General features: G+C 51.0%; 17 protein-coding genes and 1 pseudogene. 7 read left to right on the top strand and 11 right to left on the bottom strand.

The genetic code is table 11. The features are described from left to right. Positions 1 to 62 precede the first annotated feature (62 nt). The 9 genes and pseudogenes from fadM to bolA all read right to left on the bottom strand — a co-directional run bounded on the left by fadM (position 63) and on the right by bolA (position 10,481). Positions 63 to 461: a long-chain acyl-CoA thioesterase FadM gene (fadM, locus tag B9P82_RS16050; protein ID WP_016152055.1), complete on the bottom strand. Its 399-nt coding sequence runs from the start codon at positions 459 to 461 to the stop codon at positions 63 to 65. A 105-nt stretch (positions 462 to 566) separates the two neighbouring features. Next, a complete protein-coding gene (locus B9P82_RS16045; protein WP_016152054.1) occupies positions 567 to 941 on the bottom strand; it encodes a helix-hairpin-helix domain-containing protein in 375 nt (124 codons plus the stop codon). A gap of 146 nt (positions 942 to 1,087) precedes the next feature. Continuing rightward, entirely contained in the window at positions 1,088 to 2,962 is a 1,875-nt protein-coding gene (ppiD, locus tag B9P82_RS16040) for a peptidylprolyl isomerase (protein WP_016152053.1), read from the bottom strand. A 267-nt stretch (positions 2,963 to 3,229) separates the two neighbouring features. After that, a complete protein-coding gene (hupB, locus tag B9P82_RS16035; protein WP_219352570.1) occupies positions 3,230 to 3,520 on the bottom strand; it encodes a nucleoid-associated protein HU-beta in 291 nt (96 codons plus the stop codon). 190 nt (positions 3,521 to 3,710) lie between these two features. After that, positions 3,711 to 6,064 (bottom strand): annotated as a pseudogene (lon, locus tag B9P82_RS16030) (endopeptidase La). A gap of 184 nt (positions 6,065 to 6,248) precedes the next feature. Then, on the bottom strand, positions 6,249 to 7,523 hold the full coding sequence (gene clpX, locus B9P82_RS16025; RefSeq protein WP_003831013.1) for an ATP-dependent protease ATP-binding subunit ClpX: 1,275 nt from the start codon (positions 7,521 to 7,523) through the stop codon (positions 6,249 to 6,251). Between the two features lie 126 nt (positions 7,524 to 7,649). Next, positions 7,650 to 8,273, bottom strand: coding sequence for an ATP-dependent Clp endopeptidase proteolytic subunit ClpP (gene clpP, locus B9P82_RS16020; RefSeq protein WP_003021624.1), 624 nt, complete (start codon positions 8,271 to 8,273; stop codon positions 7,650 to 7,652). Positions 8,274 to 8,520: 247 nt separating this feature from the next. Next, positions 8,521 to 9,819, bottom strand: coding sequence for a trigger factor (gene tig, locus B9P82_RS16015; protein ID WP_003021622.1), 1,299 nt, complete (start codon positions 9,817 to 9,819; stop codon positions 8,521 to 8,523). 344 nt (positions 9,820 to 10,163) lie between these two features. Beyond that, positions 10,164 to 10,481, bottom strand: a complete 318-nt coding sequence (bolA, locus tag B9P82_RS16010) for a transcriptional regulator BolA (protein WP_016152051.1) — start codon at positions 10,479 to 10,481, stop codon at positions 10,164 to 10,166. 306 nt (positions 10,482 to 10,787) lie between these two features. Between bolA and B9P82_RS16005 the strand changes: the two genes are divergently transcribed. From B9P82_RS16005 to cyoE, 7 genes are all read left to right on the top strand, one after another. Then, positions 10,788 to 11,366, top strand: coding sequence for a lipoprotein (locus tag B9P82_RS16005; RefSeq protein WP_016152050.1), 579 nt, complete (start codon positions 10,788 to 10,790; stop codon positions 11,364 to 11,366). A 44-nt stretch (positions 11,367 to 11,410) separates the two neighbouring features. Continuing rightward, on the top strand, positions 11,411 to 12,886 hold the full coding sequence (gene ampG / locus B9P82_RS16000) for a muropeptide MFS transporter AmpG (protein WP_047416883.1): 1,476 nt from the start codon (positions 11,411 to 11,413) through the stop codon (positions 12,884 to 12,886). 459 nt (positions 12,887 to 13,345) lie between these two features. Next, positions 13,346 to 14,293, top strand: coding sequence for a cytochrome o ubiquinol oxidase subunit II (gene cyoA / locus B9P82_RS15995; RefSeq protein ID WP_003847580.1), 948 nt, complete (start codon positions 13,346 to 13,348; stop codon positions 14,291 to 14,293). A gap of 19 nt (positions 14,294 to 14,312) precedes the next feature. Further along, a complete protein-coding gene (gene cyoB, locus B9P82_RS15990) occupies positions 14,313 to 16,304 on the top strand; it encodes a cytochrome o ubiquinol oxidase subunit I (RefSeq protein WP_003831008.1) in 1,992 nt (663 codons plus the stop codon). Further along, a complete protein-coding gene (locus tag B9P82_RS15985) occupies positions 16,294 to 16,908 on the top strand; it encodes a cytochrome o ubiquinol oxidase subunit III (protein WP_003831007.1) in 615 nt (204 codons plus the stop codon). Before cyoB ends, B9P82_RS15985 begins: the two co-directional genes overlap by 11 nt. After that, positions 16,908 to 17,237, top strand: a complete 330-nt coding sequence (locus B9P82_RS15980) for a cytochrome o ubiquinol oxidase subunit IV (protein WP_003831006.1) — start codon at positions 16,908 to 16,910, stop codon at positions 17,235 to 17,237. The genes B9P82_RS15985 and B9P82_RS15980 overlap by 1 nt, the downstream gene beginning before the upstream one ends. Before the next feature lie 11 nt (positions 17,238 to 17,248). After that, complete coding sequence (cyoE, locus tag B9P82_RS15975; RefSeq protein WP_003831005.1) at positions 17,249 to 18,139, top strand: heme o synthase; 891 nt, start codon at positions 17,249 to 17,251, stop codon at positions 18,137 to 18,139. Between the two features lie 59 nt (positions 18,140 to 18,198). Here the strand turns inward: cyoE and B9P82_RS15970 are convergent, their stop codons facing one another. Beyond that, positions 18,199 to 18,522 carry a DUF1493 family protein gene (locus B9P82_RS15970; RefSeq protein ID WP_016152048.1) on the bottom strand — a complete coding sequence of 108 codons (324 nt, stop codon included), beginning with the start codon at positions 18,520 to 18,522 and terminating at the stop codon, positions 18,199 to 18,201. Beyond that, positions 18,522 to 18,989, bottom strand: a complete 468-nt coding sequence (locus tag B9P82_RS15965) for an STM2901 family protein (RefSeq protein ID WP_016152047.1) — start codon at positions 18,987 to 18,989, stop codon at positions 18,522 to 18,524. Before B9P82_RS15965 ends, B9P82_RS15970 begins: the two co-directional genes overlap by 1 nt. Positions 18,990 to 18,991 lie beyond the last annotated feature (2 nt).

Genomic DNA, 18,991 nt, shown 5'->3' with positions numbered 1-18,991 from the left:
ATTCACCGTGGTCAATATCGCCCGTAAGCCTGATAAGCGAAGCGCCGTCAGGCTTCCTTCCATCACTTCACCATCTGCTCCAGTTTTTCGCGCAACTCCCCTTCCAGCGGTAGCGCCTTTTGCGTTTTCAAATCAATACAGACGAAGGTAATCAACGCGTCTGCCACCACCTGTCCTTCCGGCTCCAAGGTGATAGTCTGGTTCAACACACCGCTTTTGCCATTTAACTGTTGCACCTGACTGGTAATGGTCAGCAGGTCGCTCAGCACCGCAGGGCGGCGGTAGTTAATGTTAATATTCACGACCACAAAAGCGATGTTGTGTGCGGTCATCCACTGAAAGCTGTCACTGTTTTCCAGGCCATCCCAGCGGGCTTCTTCCAGAAACTCAAGATAGCGAGCATTGTTAACGTGCTGATAGACATCAAGATGAAAACCACGAACTTTGATTTGTGTTTGCATAGCGCAGGAGCCTTACGTTGTTTTTATAGGAACACACTTCAGGGTAAGAGGTCATAACTGGTATGACCTCTACAGTCTGGCAAACTTTCAGCACTCTGCAAGTTATTAAAGTGTTAAAACTGCCAGATTGCGCTCTACCAGCGAACTCCCCATGCCCGGTACCTGCTTTAAGTCCTCCACCGTTTTAAACGGCCCGTACTCCTCACGATAGCTGACAATCGCCTGCGCTTTCTTCAGACCTACGCCATTCATGACTCGCGCTAAATCCTCCGCAGAAGCGCTGTTGATGCTTACCCTGGTGCCTTCATCATCGCTCGCTTTAGCCGGTTGCGTGGCTTTGCTTTGTGCTACCCCCGTAGCATCCGCTTTGACTTGAGTCGCCTGGCTTTTGGCGACTGGCTCTGCAGCCAGTGCGCTTTGAGCCATACCGGCGCAGGTCAATGAAAGGGTAATAAGCAGGGCTTTGATTCCATGTTTCATACTGTTTTCTCCTTGTTTGTTAACAGTGGAATCACGATAGCGAGGTGCAGAACGGCAGACAAACGGCAAATATCAGAAATGGAAAAGGCCGCGAAAGCGGCCTTTGGTTGATACAATTTTTTGCAATTTTTTGCGAGTAGCCTCGGTTATTGCTGCTGTTCCAGCGCGTCACCGACTTTAATTTTTGCGGCTTTACGCAGGTTGCTCATCAGCGCTTCAAAGACAATCTGCGCATTGTTCTGGGTAATCCCCTGAACCATCGCTTTCTTCTGCTCTTCAGGCATAGAACCGGCTTTCACCTCGTCCAGCGCCAGCAGTACAACGTTACCCTGCATGTCGTTCGCCACGCCGTAGCTCGGTTTGTCTTTCGCCGGCAGGCTCAGGCCAAAGGCCGCCTGACTCAGCGGATCCTGACCCGTACGGCTCAGCGTTTTCGCCTCGCCAAAGCTCAGACCCGCCGCTTTCATGGCTTCATCGCCTTTACCAGCTTTCAGATCCGCCAGCAGTTTATCGGCATCAAGCTTCGCCTGCTGCTCTGCTTTATTGTGCTTAACAAGCGCAGTTACCTGATCTTTCACTTCAGCCAGTGGTTTAACGGCTTCAGCTTTGTGCTCTGCAATACGCAGTACAAACGCGCGATCGCCATCCACGGTGATGATGTCGGAGTTACTGCCAGGCGTACCGTTCTCACCAACCAAACCACCATTGAAAATGATGTCAGCGACCGGTTTGAAGTTCAGCTCTTCCGGCAGGCTGTCACGGCTAAACCAGCCCGTTTCAACCGCTTTCATACCCGCCGCCTGCTCCGCGCCCGCCAGGGATTCGTTATCGTTGCTGGCGGCATCGCTCACTTTCTGCTGCAGCGCATAGTAGGCATCCAGCGCTTTTTCCTGCTTCACTTTCGCCGCAATGTCGTCGCGGGCTTCGCTCAGCGGTTTAACCTGCGCAGGCTGCACGTCGTCAAGACGCGCAACGAGGAAACCAACGGAAGACTTAATCACACCTGACAGCTGGCCTTTCTCTTTCAGACCGGCATTCTTCAGCTCATCCGGGGTGGTGGAATCTTCCAGCCATCCCATATCACCGCCTTTACGGGCAGAGATGATGTCAGCAGATTTTTCTTTTGCCAGCGCAGCGAAATCACCGCCTTTGTTCAGCTCGTCCAGTACCGCTTTGGCTTCATCTTCCGTTTTGGTCTGAATGATGCTGTAGCGGTTACGCTGCGGCTGAGTGAACTGATCCTGATGCTGGTCATAATAAGCCTGAATATCCGCATCGCTGGCCGTCTCCTGCATAGCAGCAGCATCCAGCTTGATGTAGCTCACGCGGAACTGTTCCGGCGTCATAAAGTTGTTTTTATTCTGCTCGTAGTAGCTGGCAACTTCTTGCTCGGTAACAGACTGCTTCGCGGCCAGTGCGTTAACGTCAATTGTCGCCTCGCGAACGATACGCTGCTGTGCGACCAGCGCCGCCAGCTCGTCCGTTTCGCCTTTCAGCATGAAGTCCGTACCGGCAACACCGTTAATCAGTTGCTGGGTAGTAAGCTGATTACGTAATGCCTGAGCGTACTGGTCTGCGGTCATTCCCATCTGATTAACAATCGCGTTGTAGCGATTGTTATCAAATTTACCGTCCACCTGGAACGCAGGCGTGGCGAAAATAGCCTGTTTAACCTGATCGTCGCTGATGTTGAGATTAAGCTCGCGGGAGTACTGATCCAGCAGCGCTTCGTCAATAAGACGATTCAGCACCTGCTGACGCAGCGTTTTCATGTAGCCTTCGTTCGCAGCCAGCTCGGAGTATTGATCGCCCAGCTGTTGCTGCATGCGGTTACGTTCGCTGTTGAACGCATTCTCGAACTGCCCGCGGCTAATCTCCTGGCCATTCACTTTGGCGGCGAAGTTATTGCCCCCGCCAATCAGGTAACCACTCACGCCGGTCAAAATGAACGACACGATAATGATACCGAAAATAATCTTGAGCACGAGACTGTTAGCAGCCGTGCGTAAGCTGTCCATCATGGTGTAACCACACTCCGCTGTAGATGACTATACGCGTTATCTCTCAAGCCGCCTGCGCGTTGTCACAACAGCGGCGGCAAGGATTTTGAGTATATATGCTTCACGCAGCATAGCGTTTCCTGAACGCTGCGTACAAAGGCCTATTGTGACAAGAAACAGGGGCAATTGTCAGCCCACAACGCGTAGAAAGTACCGGAATTACAAATAAAAAAGGCACATCAGTCGATGCGCCCTTGTACTTCGTCACATCCCCAAAGGGGAAATCACTTAGTTTACCGCGTCTTTCAGTGCTTTACCTGCACGGAAGCCCGGTACTTTAGCCGCGGCGATGGTGATCTCTTTACCCGTTTGCGGGTTGCGACCAGTACGGGCAGCACGCTCTTTAACGGCAAAAGTACCAAAACCTACCAGCGCTACGTCATCACCTTCTTTCAGAGATTCAGTAACAGAAGCAATAATTGCATCTAACGCACGTCCAGCCGCAGCTTTAGAGATATCAGCCCCTGCAGCAATTTTGTCGATCAGTTGAGATTTATTCACTCTTCTCTTCCTCTTTATAATTTATATCGCACCTGAATCCTTCAAAGTGCGAACGCGCAGCAGTTATATCAGGCCTGCCATGCCCTTACAACACCCGTTAATGATGGCAAGCCCAATCCGTCATCTAAATTAGCTATACAAAAAAAGGCTGGCAAGTCCGAAATGGCCTGCCAGCCCTGTTTTTATTAGTGCTCTTTGCGCGAGGTCACTATTTTGCGGTCACAACCTGCATTCCGGAGGGCTCATTTTGCAACGCGAGCGTCAGAACCTCCTCAATGCGTTTCACCGGATGGATGTCCAGATCGGCAATTACGTTGTCCGGAATCTCTTCCAGGTCGCGTTTGTTTTCGTCTGGAATTAAGACTGTTTTAATACCACCACGGTGTGCTGCCAGCAGTTTTTCTTTCAAACCACCGATAGGCAGAACCTGGCCACGCAGGGTGATCTCGCCGGTCATCGCCACGCGGCGCGAACCGGGTTACCGGTCAGACAAGAAACCAGCGCGGTACACATGGCAATACCCGCACTTGGACCGTCTTTCGGCGTCGCCCCTTCAGGTACGTGAACGTGGATGTCGCGTTTTTCGTAAAAGTCCGGATTAATGCCCAGTTTTTCCGCGCGCGCGCGCACCACGGTCAGCGCAGCCTGAATGGATTCCTGCATGACTTCACCCAGAGAACCGGTGTAGGTCAGCTTACCTTTACCCGGTACGCAAGCGGTTTCGATGGTCAGCAGATCGCCGCCCACTTCCGTCCATGCCAGACCGGTTACCTGACCTACGCGGTTTTCGTTGTCCGCGCGGCCATAGTCAAAGCGCTGTACGCCCAGGTAGTCGTGCAGGTTGTCGCCATTGATCTCAATATGTTTCAGCGACTTGTCGAGCAGCAGCTGTTTCACCGCTTTACGGCACAGTTTGGAAATTTCACGCTCCAGACTACGCACGCCAGCTTCACGGGTGTAATAACGAATAATGCCCACAATGGCGCTATCGTCGACCGTCAGCTCGCCTTTTTTCAGCGCGTTACGCTCAATCTGTTTCGGCAACAGATGACGTTTAGCAATGTTCAGCTTCTCGTCTTCGGTATACCCGGACAGACGGATCACTTCCATACGATCCAGCAACGGTGCGGGAATATTCATAGAGTTAGAGGTCGCAACGAACATCACGTCGCTGAGATCGTAGTCCACTTCCAGGTAATGATCGCTGAACGCCACGTTCTGCTCTGGATCCAGCACCTCAAGCAGTGCGGAAGCCGGATCGCCACGCATGTCGGAAGACATTTTGTCGATCTCATCAAGCAGGAACAGCGGGTTTTTAACGCCCACTTTAGCCATTTTCTGGATCAGTTTACCCGGCATCGAACCAATATAGGTCCGGCGGTGACCGCGAATTTCAGCTTCATCACGCACGCCGCCCAGCGCCATACGGATGTATTTACGTCCGGTTGCTTTAGCGATGGACTGTCCCAGAGAAGTTTTACCTACCCCCGGCGGCCCAACCAGACACAGGATCGGCCCCTTGATTTTATTCACACGGCTTTGAACCGCGAGATACTCAAGAATACGGTCTTTGACGCGTTCCAGACCGTAATGGTCAGTATCGAGGATTTCCTGAGCCTGACGCAGATCTTTTTTGACCTTGCTACGCGCATTCCACGGCACCTGAACCATCCAGTCGATGTAGCCACGGACTACGGTCGCTTCCGCTGACATCGGAGACATCATTTTCAGCTTCTGCAGTTCTGCTTCCGCTTTCTCTTTTGCCTCTTTCGGCATTTTCGCCGCGTCGATTTTACGCTTCAACGCTTCGTTTTCGTCCGGCGCATCGTCCATCTCGCCGAGCTCTTTCTGAATGGCTTTCATCTGCTCGTTCAGATAGTACTCACGCTGGGATTTTTCCATCTGCTTTTTCACGCGGTTGCGAATGCGTTTCTCAACCTGCAGCAGATCGATTTCAGATTCCATCATCGCCATCAGATATTCCAGACGTTCGTTAACGTCGGACATCTCCAGTACGGACTGCTTGTCAGCAAGCTTCAGCGGCATGTGCGCAGCGATGGTGTCCGCCAGACGTGCAGGATCGTCAATGCTGTTCAGCGACGTCAGCACTTCGGGCGGGATTTTCTTGTTCAGCTTGATATAGCCTTCGAACTGGCTGATAGCGGTACGCACCAGCACTTCCTGTTCGCGCTCATCAATAGCAGGCGAGTCAAGGTACTCCGCTTTCGCAGAGAAGTGCTCACCGTTGTCAGACAGCGCTGAAATACGCGCGCGCTGTAACCCCTCGACCAGCACTTTTACGGTGCCGTCAGGCAGTTTCAGCATCTGCAAAATAGAGGCCACGGTCCCGACGGTGAAAAGATCGTTTACACCCGGCTCATCCGTTGACGCTTCTTTCTGGGCAACCAGCATGATTTTTTTATCATGGTCCATAGCCGCTTCCAGACAACGGATAGATTTTTCCCGCCCTACAAATAAGGGTATGACCATGTGCGGATAAACCACCACATCGCGCAACGGCAATACGGGGATTTCAATGCGTTCAGAACGCTCAGGATTCATAGAGCTCTCTCTTAGTTTAGTTTCCGCCAGGTAATCAGGTGGTACGACTGTGCTCCACACCACCTTTAACATGTATGTCAGTATATGGGGATGTTTCCCACACATTCAACGCCATGTTTACGGAAAAATAAAAGGGGAGATAAAATCCCCCCTTATTAATTAAATGTCTGTATGAATTGATGAATTATTCGCCAGATGCCTGCTGCGCTTCCGGCTTACCGTAAATCAGCAATGGCTTGCTCTGGCCGCCAATCACCGACTCATCGATCACCACTTTTTCGACGTCTTCCATAGAAGGCAGATCGTACATGGTGTCAAGCAGTGCGGCTTCGACGATAGAACGCAGACCACGAGCACCGGTTTTACGTGCCATCGCTTTTTTGGCGATCGCATCCAGCGCTTCCTCACGGAATTCCAGATCAACACCTTCAAGATTGAACAGCGCCTGGTACTGCTTGGTCAGGGCGTTTTTCGGCTCTTTCAGGATCTGGATCAGCGCTTCTTCACTCAGTTCGCTCAGCGTCGCTACAACCGGCAGACGCCCGATGAACTCAGGGATCAGACCAAATTTGATCAGATCTTCCGGCTCCACCTGCGACAGCAGTTCACCTTCGCTGGCTTTATCAGACTGCGCTTTTACCGTTGCGCCAAAACCAATGCCGGAGCCCGTTTCAACACGGTTAGCAATGACTTTATCCAGACCGGCAAAGGCACCGCCGCAGATAAACAGGATCTTGGAGGTATCAACCTGCAGGAATTCCTGCTGAGGATGTTTACGCCCTCCCTGCGGTGGAACGGCAGCAACCGTACCTTCGATCAGTTTCAACAGCGCCTGCTGTACGCCTTCGCCGGAAACGTCACGGGTAATGGACGGGTTGTCAGACTTACGAGAAATCTTGTCGATTTCATCGATATAGACGATCCCACGCTGTGCTTTCTGCACGTCGTAATCGCACTTCTGCAGTAGTTTCTGAATAATATTTTCAACATCTTCACCCACATAACCAGCTTCGGTCAGCGTGGTGGCATCGGCCATAGTGAACGGAACGTCCAGCAGACGTGCCAGCGTTTCAGCCAGCAGCGTTTTACCGGAACCCGTCGGGCCAATCAGCAGGATGTTACTTTTGCCCAACTCGACGCCATTGCTGGTGTCGCCGTTGCGCAGACGTTTGTAATGGTTGTATACCGCGACCGCCAGCACTTTCTTCGCCTGCTCCTGACCGATAACGTAATCGTCCAGGTGGTTGCGAATTTCATGTGGCGTCGGCAGCGCACTGCGTTCACGGTGCGGTGCTACTTCCTTAATCTCTTCGCGAATGATGTCGTTACATAAATCAACACATTCGTCGCAGATATACACGGATGGTCCGGCAATCAGCTTACGCACTTCATGCTGGCTTTTGCCGCAAAAAGAGCAGTACAACAATTTGCCCGAGCCATCTTTGCGTTTATCTGTCATGGGTCAAAACCTCTTCTTTGTTCTTTGTGCCGCACACGACGACGCAAATGCCATTCTCAGGCGCAAGACGCTAGTCAGCGTTGTGCCGCTCCAGGTAATTATAGCGGTACACCTGCGCACTGGGCATTAATTACGATGGGTCAAAATCGAGTCGACCAGACCGTACTCTACCGCTTCAGAAGCGGAGAGGAAGCGATCGCGCTCGGTATCACGTTCAATCTGCTCAAGAGATTGACCCGTATGATGCGCCATAAGTTCGTTCATGCGCCCTTTTACCTTCAGGATTTCACGGGCATGAATTTCAATATCCGTTGCCTGGCCCTGGTAACCGCCCAGTGGCTGGTGGATCATGACGCGAGAGTTAGGCAGGCAAAAACGTTTACCTTTCGCCCCGGCAGTCAGCAGGAACGCGCCCATTGAGGCCGCCTGGCCCATACAAATGGTGCTGACGTCCGGCTTAATAAACTGCATGGTGTCATAGATAGACATCCCGGCAGTGATCACTCCACCAGGGGAGTTGATGTACAGGTAGATATCTTTTTCTGGGTTTTCTGCTTCCAGGAACAGCATCTGCGCCACGATCAGGTTAGCCATATGGTCTTCGACCTGGCCGGTCAGAAAAATGACGCGTTCCTTAAGTAGACGAGAATAGATATCAAAAGAGCGCTCTCCACGTGAGGTCTGTTCAATGACCATCGGCACCAGCGCCATATGGGGTGCAAAGTTATCTCGTTCGCCGCTGTATGACATTTCCGTCTCCTGGATAAAATTTGAAAAAACCTGCTGTGCTGATTGTAACCTTATGGACGGATTATCAGCTAGTCCCTCTGTAATGGGTACGACATCGCCATAATTCAAGCATAACAATCTTTTGTTGTAACGCTAACACTGAAACGCTGTTTTCGCACTCTTCCCATGCAAAATCCGTGACAAAAAAAAACCCGCCACCAAAAGGTGACGGGCTTGCGTACGAAATTCGTGCTAAATAAGCGACGAATTACGCCTGCTGGTTCATCAGCTCGTTGAAGGAAGTGGCTTTTTCAGTCACTTTCGCTTTCGCCAGAACGGCTTCAACAGCCTGCTCTTCCAGAGCGACGTTACGCATGTTGTCCATCAGCTCTTTATTTTTGCTGTAGAACTCAACAACTTCTTTCGGATCTTCGTAAGCAGAAGCCATCTCTTCGATCAGGCCTTTAACGCGATCTTCGTCAGCTTTCAGCTCGTTGGTACGAATCACTTCGCCCAGCAGCAGACCTACAACTACGCGACGCTTAGCCTGTTCTTCGAACAGTTCACGCGGCAGTTCCAGAGCTTGTTTTTCGTTGCCGCCAAAACGCTGTGCAGCCTGACGACGCAGAACGTCGATTTCGCTGTCGATCAGAGCAGCCGGAACGTCGATGTCGTTAGCTTTTACCAGACCTTCGATCGCCTGAGACTTAACGCGGTTGCGCACAGCACCTTTCAGCTCACGTTCCATGTTTTTACGTACTTCAGCGCGCAGACCCGCTACGGAACCATCTTCAACGCCGAAACGTTTGATGAATTCTTCAGTCAGTTCCGGCAGTTCGCGCTCTTCAACTTTCTTCAGGTTGATAACGAACTTAGCGGCTTTACCTTTCAGGTTTTCAGCGTGGTACTCTTCCGGGAAGGTCACATCGATAGTGAACTCTTCGCCAGCTTTGTGGCCTTTAACGCCTTCTTCAAAGCCTGGGATCATACGACCCTGGCCCATCGCCAGTACGAAGTCAGACGCTTTGCCGCCTTCGAACTCTTCGCCGTCTACAGAGCCGGTGAAGTCGATGGTTACACGGTCTTCTGCATCAGCAGCGCCGTCTTTGTCTTTCCAGGTAGCCTGCTGCTTACGCAGGGTGTCCAGCATCACGTCAACGTCAGCGTCGGTGACTTCAACAACCGGTTTTTCAACTTCGATTGCTTCCAGGCCAGTCAGCTCAACTTCCGGGTAAACTTCGAACTCTACCGCGTAAGTAAAATCTTCACCCAGTTTGTATTCGCCCGGAACGTAGTTCGGTGCGCCAGCCGGATTGATTTTTTCTTTGATGATCGCGTCAACGAAGTTGCGGCTCATCAGGTCGCCCAGAACGTCCTGGCGAACAGACGCGCCATAACGCTGAGCAACAACATTCATCGGTACTTTTCCTTTGCGGAAACCGTCAATACGCACTTTCTTCGCTACGTTGACCAGCTCGCTTTTCACAGCGGTCTCGATGCTGTCAGCAGCGATAGTAATCGTTACACGGCGGCCAAGGCCTTGAGTGGTTTCAACTGAAACTTGCATCTTGTTACCTCAAAAAATCACAGTGCTCGGTCAACTCTTCTCCGCAAGCACAGGTTGTTGGCTTCGCGGAACTGGGATGTTCTCATAAGCAATCACATTCCCTGTCGTCAGAATCATCCCGAAGACATTCCGAAAAATAAGACGCGCATTATAGCGGCATCACTTTTATGAGTCGAGAACGGTTATCGCGCGTTGCTGCGGCTTTTTTCACAATTCCCGGCTAATTTTTGTCTGAATACTGTACGACTGCCCCAGAATTCAGACAAAACAAAACGGCCCGCAGGCCGTTTTCACATAATCTGTAGCAACATACTGGAAAAGCGTCGGTTGTTGCAAATCCGTTTTTACGCGATGCTTCCCGCCCCACGACACGGAGGCGATGCAAAAATCGTATCCTGCAACGCTTCCCACTCCTTAATGGTGTAGGTATGCAGGGCAAGTGCATGAACGGTTGTGGAAAGCTCCACCGTTAAGGTGCTGTAAATCATCCGATGACGATTCAGAAAACGCTCACCTGTAAAGCGATCGCTAACCAGCACAACCTTAAAGTGGCTTTCAGAACCTGCCGGGACATTGTGACGATAGCTTTCATCCACAACTTCGAGGAACACGGGTTGGAACGCTGCCCTTAATTTTTCTTCTATTTGCTCACGAATCATCATGAAGTTTTTCCTCCGACAACGCTGAGATGTCACCCATCCCTTTAAATACTAGCCGCTTTTACCGCTTTCATTACACCTTAGCAACAAAAAATTAGCGTTTGTCTGATTTTCTCAGCCAAATGGATGAAGTTCACTAAATCCTCACTTCGATTTATTGCAAAAAGTCCGTTTATGGTCTCCACAAAGACATAAAACTGACAACACAATGAATTTACATGCGTTACCCACTTCCCCTCATCGTTGGCGATGTTATGATGGCGGGAATTTTCTCCAACCATACAATTTAGATTCGCTGAGAGCCCTGGCATGTTTAAAAAAATCCTCGTCCCGTTTGTCGCGCTGTTTATGTTAGCTGGATGCGCAACGCCGCCGACCACTATTGAAGTTTCCCCGAAAATTACCCTGCCACAGCAGGACCCGAGCCTGATGGGTGTGACCGTTAGCATCAACGGTGCCGACCAGCGTCAGGATCAGGCGCTGGCAAAAGTTACCCGTGACAACCAGCTTGTTACCCTGACCGCGTCCCGCGATCTGCGCTTCCTGCTGCAAGAAGTACTGGAAAAACAGATGACCGCACGCGGTTATATGATTGGGCCAAACGGTGCTGTTAACCTGCAAATCATTGTTAGCCAGCTGTATGCAGACGTGTCCCAGGGTAGCGTGCGCTATAACATCGCCACCAAGGCAGACATCGCCATCATTGCGACTGCTGCTAACGGCAACAAGATGACCAAAAACTACCGCGCAAGCTATTCTGTTGAAGGCGCACTGCAGGCCTCTAACAAAAATATCGCTGACGCCGTTAACAGCGTGCTGACCGATACCATCGCTGATATGTCTCAGGACACCAGCGTTCACGATTTCATCAAGCAGAACGCTCGTTAATTTCTGCCCATATGGCCCGGCGTTCGTCGGGCCTATAGAAGCCCATGTCCAGTCATTACTTACGTATTTTTCAGCAACCACGTTCAGCTATCCTGCTCATACTGGGATTCGCCTCCGGTTTACCACTCGCACTGACCTCGGGTACGCTTCAGGCATGGATGACAGTCGAGAATATCGATCTTAAAACTATCGGTTTCTTTTCTCTGGTCGGCCAGGCCTACGTGTTTAAGTTCCTCTGGTCTCCGCTAATGGACCGCTACACGCCGCCGTTTTTAGGTCGACGCCGTGGCTGGCTGTTGGCAACTCAGGTGCTGTTACTGATTTCTATCGCCGCGATGGGCTTTCTGGAGCCTGGCACGCAGCTACGCTGGATGGCCGCGCTTGCGGTGGTGATCGCGTTTTGCTCGGCATCGCAGGATATCGTCTTTGACGCATGGAAAACCGACGTGCTACCCGCCGAAGAACGCGGCACCGGCGCGGCTATCAGCGTGCTGGGCTATCGTTTAGGGATGCTGGTTTCCGGTGGGCTGGCTCTGTGGATGGCCGACCGCTGGCTGGGCTGGCAAGGAATGTACTGGCTGATGGCGGCGCTGCTGATACCTTGCATCATCGCTACCCTGCTAGCGCCCGAACCGACTGATGCCATTCCGGTGCCCAAAACGCTGGAGCAAGCGGTTGTGGCCCCGCTGCGCGATTTCTTTGGTCGTAACAACGCCTGGCTAATTCTGCTGCTTATCGTTCTGTATAAGCTCGGGGATGCCTTTGCCATGAGCCTGACTACAACCTTTTTAATCCGCGGCGTCGGATTTGATGCGGGTGAAGTTGGCGTGGTGAATAAAACGCTTGGACTGCTGGCAACCATCGTTGGCGCGCTGTACGGCGGGATCCTGATGCAACGCCTTTCGCTGTTTCGCGCATTGCTGATTTTCGGCATCCTGCAGGGGGCGTCGAATGCGGGCTACTGGTTATTGTCCATCACTGACAAACACATGTTCAGTATGGCCGCCGCCGTCTTCTTTGAAAACCTGTGTGGTGGTATGGGTACGGCAGCGTTTGTCGCCTTATTAATGACGCTGTGCAATAAGTCCTTTTCAGCGACCCAGTTCGCTCTGCTCTCCGCGCTTTCAGCCGTTGGTCGCGTTTACGTTGGCCCGGTAGCAGGTTGGTTTGTTGAAGCGCACGGGTGGCCAACGTTTTATTTGTTCTCTGTGTTTGCCGCTATCCCCGGCCTCATACTGCTGCTGGTTTGTCGCCAGACTCTGGAACATAGCTGGCAAAATGAGAGCTTCATTCCGCGCACGGAATTTCGTAGCGCGTACAGCCTGGCATTAATGACGTTGGTTGCGGGCTGCTGTCTGCTGGTGGTTTGGCTGCTGCTGTTAACCATGAACGCGCTGGATTACACCAACTTCTCCTTCCTGCCGGAACTGCTGGAAATCTCGGTGGTGGTCGCGGTCTGCGGGGTCGTTTTTGGTGGATTGCTGGATTATCTGGCACTGCGCAAAACCCGCCTGGCGTAAAAATCCACATTAATATCGCCGTTGTAATCACCCTGCGTAATTATAACGGCTAAATAAACAACAATTACTAAAAATATTATTTGTTATTTTGTGCGCCAAAGAATTTGGAAATTATTGACGCCTTTTATATATACTATTTCCCTTACTCGATTCAGCCACTACAGATTTATTTTTTGTTCTTCAATTGTCTTTTTATTGATAATCAATTGTTAAACAATTGTTTTATTTTCGTATTGGTTATACCAATTGCCCTCAGCACGTCTCCCGCTTGCCCGCTTTCGTTATAACGTGATGTTGCAACAGGTTCTTAAAGTCAAAACGACATATATTGCAACATATGTGACATGCCCGGCAGAACCCAGTAACACAGATCCAAGGATGTTTACAGTAATGTAACCTTCCCGTAAAATGCCCTCACACTTTAAACGCCACCCGGTCCCGTGGAATTGAGGTCGTTAAATGAGACTCAGGAAATACAATAAAAGTTTGGGATGGTTGTCATTAATTGCAGGCACTGCATTACTCAGTGGCTGTAATTCTGCGCTGCTTGACCCTAAAGGACAGATTGGACTGGAACAACGTTCACTGATACTGACGGCATTTGGCCTGATGTTGATTGTCGTTATTCCTGCCATCTTGATGGCTGTTGGTTTCGCCTGGAAGTATCGTGCAAGCAATAAAGATGCGAAGTACAGCCCGAACTGGTCACACTCCAATAAAGTGGAAGCTGTGGTCTGGACGGTGCCGATCTTAATCATCATTTTCCTTGCCGTACTGACCTGGAAAACCACTCACGCTCTTGAGCCAAGCAAACCGCTGGCGCATGACGAGAAGCCCATTACCATTGAAGTGGTTTCCATGGACTGGAAATGGTTCTTCATCTATCCGGAACAAGGTATCGCTACCGTGAATGAAATCGCCTTCCCGGCGAATACTCCGGTTGAGTTCAAAGTGACGTCCAACTCCGTGATGAACTCCTTCTTTATCCCGCGTCTGGGTAGCCAGATTTATGCCATGGCCGGTATGCAGACTCGACTGCATCTGATCGCCAACGAAGTCGGTACTTATGATGGTATCTCCGCAAGCTATAGCGGACCAGGCTTCTCCGGTATGAAGTTCAAGGCTATCGCAACAAAGGACCGCGCCGAATTCGACCAATGGGTTGCTAAAGCTAAACAGTCCACGAACACCATGAGCGACATGGCTGCGTTCGAAAAAGTGGCTGTGCCAAGCGAATACAACCAGGTGGAATACTTCTCCAACGTGAAACCTGATTTGTTTAAAGACGTTATTAACAAATTTATGGCTCACGGTAAGAGCATGGACATGACCCAACCCGAAGGTGAGCACAGCGCACACGAAGGAATGGAAGGCATGGACATGAGCCACGCGGAATCCGCTCACTAAGGGGCCGAGGAAGAATACGATGTTCGGAAAATTGACGCTGGATGCAGTGCCGTTCCATGAACCAATTGTCATGGTTACGATCGCTGCCATTATCATCGGTGGTGCGGCCTTACTGGGCCTAATCACTTACTTCGGTAAGTGGACCTACCTGTGGAAAGAGTGGCTAACTTCGGTTGACCACAAACGCCTTGGCATCATGTATGTCATTGTCGCAATCGTCATGTTGATTCGTGGCTTTGCCGACGCCATCATGATGCGTAGTCAGCAAGCGCTGGCTTCTGCAGGTGAAGCGGGCTTCCTGCCACCTCACCACTACGACCAGATCTTCACGGCTCACGGCGTGATTATGATCTTCTTCGTGGCAATGCCATTTGTTATCGGTCTGATGAACCTGGTGGTTCCGCTGCAGATCGGCGCACGTGACGTTGCATTCCCGTTCCTGAACAACCTGAGCTTCTGGTTCACCGTTGTCGGCGTAATCCTGGTTAACCTGTCTCTGGGCGTGGGTGAATTCGCACAGACCGGTTGGCTGGCGTACCCGCCACTCTCGGGAATAGAGTACAGTCCAAGCGTCGGGGTCGATTATTGGATATGGGCAGTCCAGTTGTCCGGTATTGGTACAACCCTAACCGGGATCAACTTCTTTGTGACCATCATTAAGATGCGTGCGCCAGGAATGACCATGTTCAAGATGCCGGTATTTAGCTGGGCATCGCTGTGTGCGAACATCCTGATTATCGCGTCTTTCCCAATCCTGACGGTTACCGTCGCGTTGCTGACCCTGGATCGCTATCTGGGCACCCATTTCTTTACCAACGATATGGGCGGCAACATGATGATGTACATCAACCTGATTTGGGCCTGGGGCCATCCGGAAGTGTACATTCTGGTTCTGCCGGTCTTCGGTGTATTCTCCGAAATCGCTGCAACCTTCTCACGTAAACGTCTGTTTGGTTACACCTCACTGGTGTGGGCAACCGTGTGTATCACCGTGCTGTCGTTCGTTGTTTGGCTGCACCACTTCTTCACCATGGGTGCAGGCGCTAACGTAAACGCCTTCTTCGGTATTACCACCATGATTATCGCCATCCCGACCGGGGTGAAGATCTTCAACTGGCTGTTCACCATGTACCAGGGTCGTATCGTATTCCACTCAGCGATGCTGTGGACGATTGGCTTTATCGTTACCTTCTCAGTCGGTGGCATGACCGGCGTACTGCTGGCGGTTCCGGGTGCGGACTTCGTGCTGCACAACAGTCTGTTCCTGATTGCGCACTTCCATAACGTTATCATCGGCGGCGTCGTATTTGGATGCTTCGCAGGTATGACCTACTGGTGGCCAAAAGCGTTTGGCTTCACGCTGAACGAAACCTGGGGTAAACGCGCATTCTGGTTCTGGATCATCGGCTTCTTCGTGGCGTTTATGCCGCTGTATGTGCTGGGCTTTATGGGGATGACCCGTCGCCTCAGCCAGCAGATTGACCCGCAGTTCCATCCGATGCTGGTCGTTGCCGCCTGCGGTGCCGCGCTGATTGCATTGGGTATCCTGTGCCAGCTGATTCAGATCTTCGTTTCTATTCGCGACCGCGAGCAGAACCGCGACCTGACCGGTGACCCATGGGGTGGTCGTACGCTGGAGTGGGCAACCTCTTCCCCGCCTCCGTTCTACAACTTTGCCGTTGTGCCGCACGTTCACGAGCGTGATGCCTTCTGGGAAATGAAAGAAAAAGGTGAAGCGTACAAGCAGCCTGCGCACTATGAAGAAATTCATATGCCGAAAAACAGCGGTGCCGGTATCGTCATTACCGCCTTCGCAACACTGTTTGGTTTCGCCATGATCTGGCATATCTGGTGGCTGGCGATTGCAAGCTTCGCAGGCATGATCATCAGCTGGATTGTGAAAAGCTTTGATGAAGACGTGGATTACTACGTGCCGGTCCCGGAAGTCGAAAAACTGGAAAACCAGCATTTCGATGAGATTACTAAGGCAGGGCTGAAAAATGGCAACTGATACTTTAACGCACGCGACTGCCCACGCGCACGAACACGGGCACCACGATGCAGGCCAGACCAAGATCTTCGGATTCTGGGTCTACCTGATGAGCGACTGCATTCTGTTCTCTATTCTGTTTGCAACCTATGCCGTTCTGGTGAACGGCACAGCAGGTGGCCCAACAGGTAAGGACATTTTTGAACTGCCGTTCGTTCTGGTTGAAACATTCCTGCTGTTATTCAGCTCTATTACTTACGGCATGGCGGCGATCGCCATGTACAAGAACAACAAGAGCCAGGTTATCTCCTGGCTGGCGTTGACCTTCTTGTTCGGTGCCGGATTCATCGGGATGGAACTCTATGAATTCCATCACCTGATTGTTAACGGTATGGGCCCGGATCGCAGCGGCTTCCTGTCTGCGTTCTTCGCGCTGGTCGGCACGCACGGTCTGCACGTCACCTCCGGTCTTATCTGGATGGCGGTGCTGATGGTGCAAGTTGCTCGTCGCGGCCTGACCAGTACTAACCGTACCCGCATCATGTGCCTGAGCCTGTTCTGGCACTTCCTGGATGTGGTGTGGATCTGTGTGTTCACTGTTGTTTATCTGATGGGGGCGATGTAATGAGTCATTCTAACGAGAGCGGCGGCGCATCCCATGGCAGCGTAAAAACCTACATGACAGGTTTTATCCTGTCGATAATCCTGACGGTTATTCCGTTCTGGATGGTCATGACAGGTTCTGCCTCTCCTGCCGTCATTCTGGGAACTATTCTGGCAATGGCAGTGGTACAGATTCTGGTGCACCTGGTGTGCTTCCTGCACATGAATAGCAAATCTGATGAAGGTTGGAACATGACAGCCTTTGTCTTTACTGTGCTAATCATCGCCATCCTGGTTGTGGGCTCCATCTGGATTATGTGGAACCTTAACTACAACATGATGATGCACTAAGAGCGGCGATTATGATGTTTAAGCAATACCTGCAAGTAACAAAACCAGGCATCATCTTTGGCAACCTGATCTCGGTGATTGGGGGATTCCTGCTGGCCTCGAAAGGCAGCATTGATTATCCCCTGTTTATCTACACGTTGGTTGGGGTGTCACTGGTTGTGGCGTCGGGTTGTGTATTTAACAACTACATCGACAGGGATATCGACAGGAAGATGGAGAGGACCAAAAACCGTGTGCTGGTTAAAGGTCTGATTTCCCCTGCGGTCTCGCTGGTATACGCCACCCTGCTGGGTATTGCTGGCTTTATGCTGCTGTGGTTTGGCGCGAACCCTCTGGCCTGCTGGCTGGGGGTAATGGGCTTCGTGGTCTATGTGGGCGTCTATAGCCTGTACATGAAGCGCCATTCCGTTTATGGCACGCTGATTGGCTCACTCTCCGGTGCTGCGCCGCCGGTGATTGGCTACTGCGCCGTAACCGGTGAGTTCGATAGCGGTGCGCTGATTCTGCTGGCTATTTTCAGTCTGTGGCAGATGCCGCACTCTTACGCGATTGCGATTTTCCGCTTTAAGGATTATCAGGCAGCCAACATCCCGGTACTGCCGGTGGTGAAAGGTATTTCGGTCGCGAAGAACCATATCACGCTGTACATCGTGGCGTTTGCTATCGCCACGCTGATGCTAACCCTGGGCGGCTATGCTGGTTATAAATACCTGATTGTTGCTGCGGCGGTGAGTGTCTGGTGGTTGGGCATGGCGCTGCGCGGTTATAAAGTGGAAGATGACAGGGTCTGGGCGCGCAAGCTGTTCGGTTTCTCCATCATCGCCATTACCGCGCTTTCCGTGATGATGTCCGTTGACTTTATGGTGCCAAATTCGCAGAACCTGCTGACTTACGTCTGGTAAAGATCTGCTGATACGAAAAGGGTGCCTCCGGCACCCTTTTTTATTGGCAGGGATGTTATTCAGTCATAAAGCCATTTCCCCGCCTTTGCTGACTCTATAATCATCTCTACTGTCAAAGGCTTTAATTCAATTTCAGGAGGATCTTTTTTCCAGAAAGGGTATTCTTGTTCAATATAATTCCTTCCATCAAAGTTCGAATATTCAATATCAAAATGCTCAAATAAATCAGCTAAAAAATCATATGCATCTTCCGGAATAAACTGAAAATCATCCTCCAGGGTCCATTCTTTCGTGACCTGCTTAAGACCAGGCCTAAACCAACGTTCCCTGATTGGGTAATTCTTCATGATGTACTCAATAACTTCAGCTTCATAATTTCTCATCAGAAAGATGTCCACTGTATGCGATCTTTGGGTCGTGCGATGAGGTTGTATTTATCGCGGGTATGTTTTGTCACCGCGAACAAAAGCACGATTAACTGAGCATGCCCGACAAAAGGAACCCAACGGCCTATGTAAGTTGCTATTTGGTTTGTTGGAACCATCTTCAATTTGGAAAACTTCCCCATAGGAGCGTGTAGTCTTAAACCAAACGGGAACCGAGCCCCTTTCAGAAGTTTTCTACATAGAATTGATGCAATACTAGTGCCTGGAGTGTTCGTGGCTGCTGATAGTTTTCCTTTGACAGGAATAAATGGTTGACCGATCAAAACCAGCATAACAGCTTCCGTGGTGATACCTAATGAATCTGCCAACTGCTCAATGAATATCAAATCAAACAGTTCACCCGACGTTACGTTAGCGTGACCATGATACCAATAGGTTCCATTCGCCTCTTCAGTTGTGTCCATTC

Source organism: Citrobacter sp. L55 (genome assembly GCF_002850715.1).
In the GTDB taxonomy this organism is placed as follows: Bacteria; Pseudomonadota; Gammaproteobacteria; order Enterobacterales; family Enterobacteriaceae; genus Citrobacter; species Citrobacter braakii.
The sequence above is the reverse complement of the archived record's forward strand: the minus strand, read 5'-3'. Positions and strand labels throughout refer to the sequence as shown.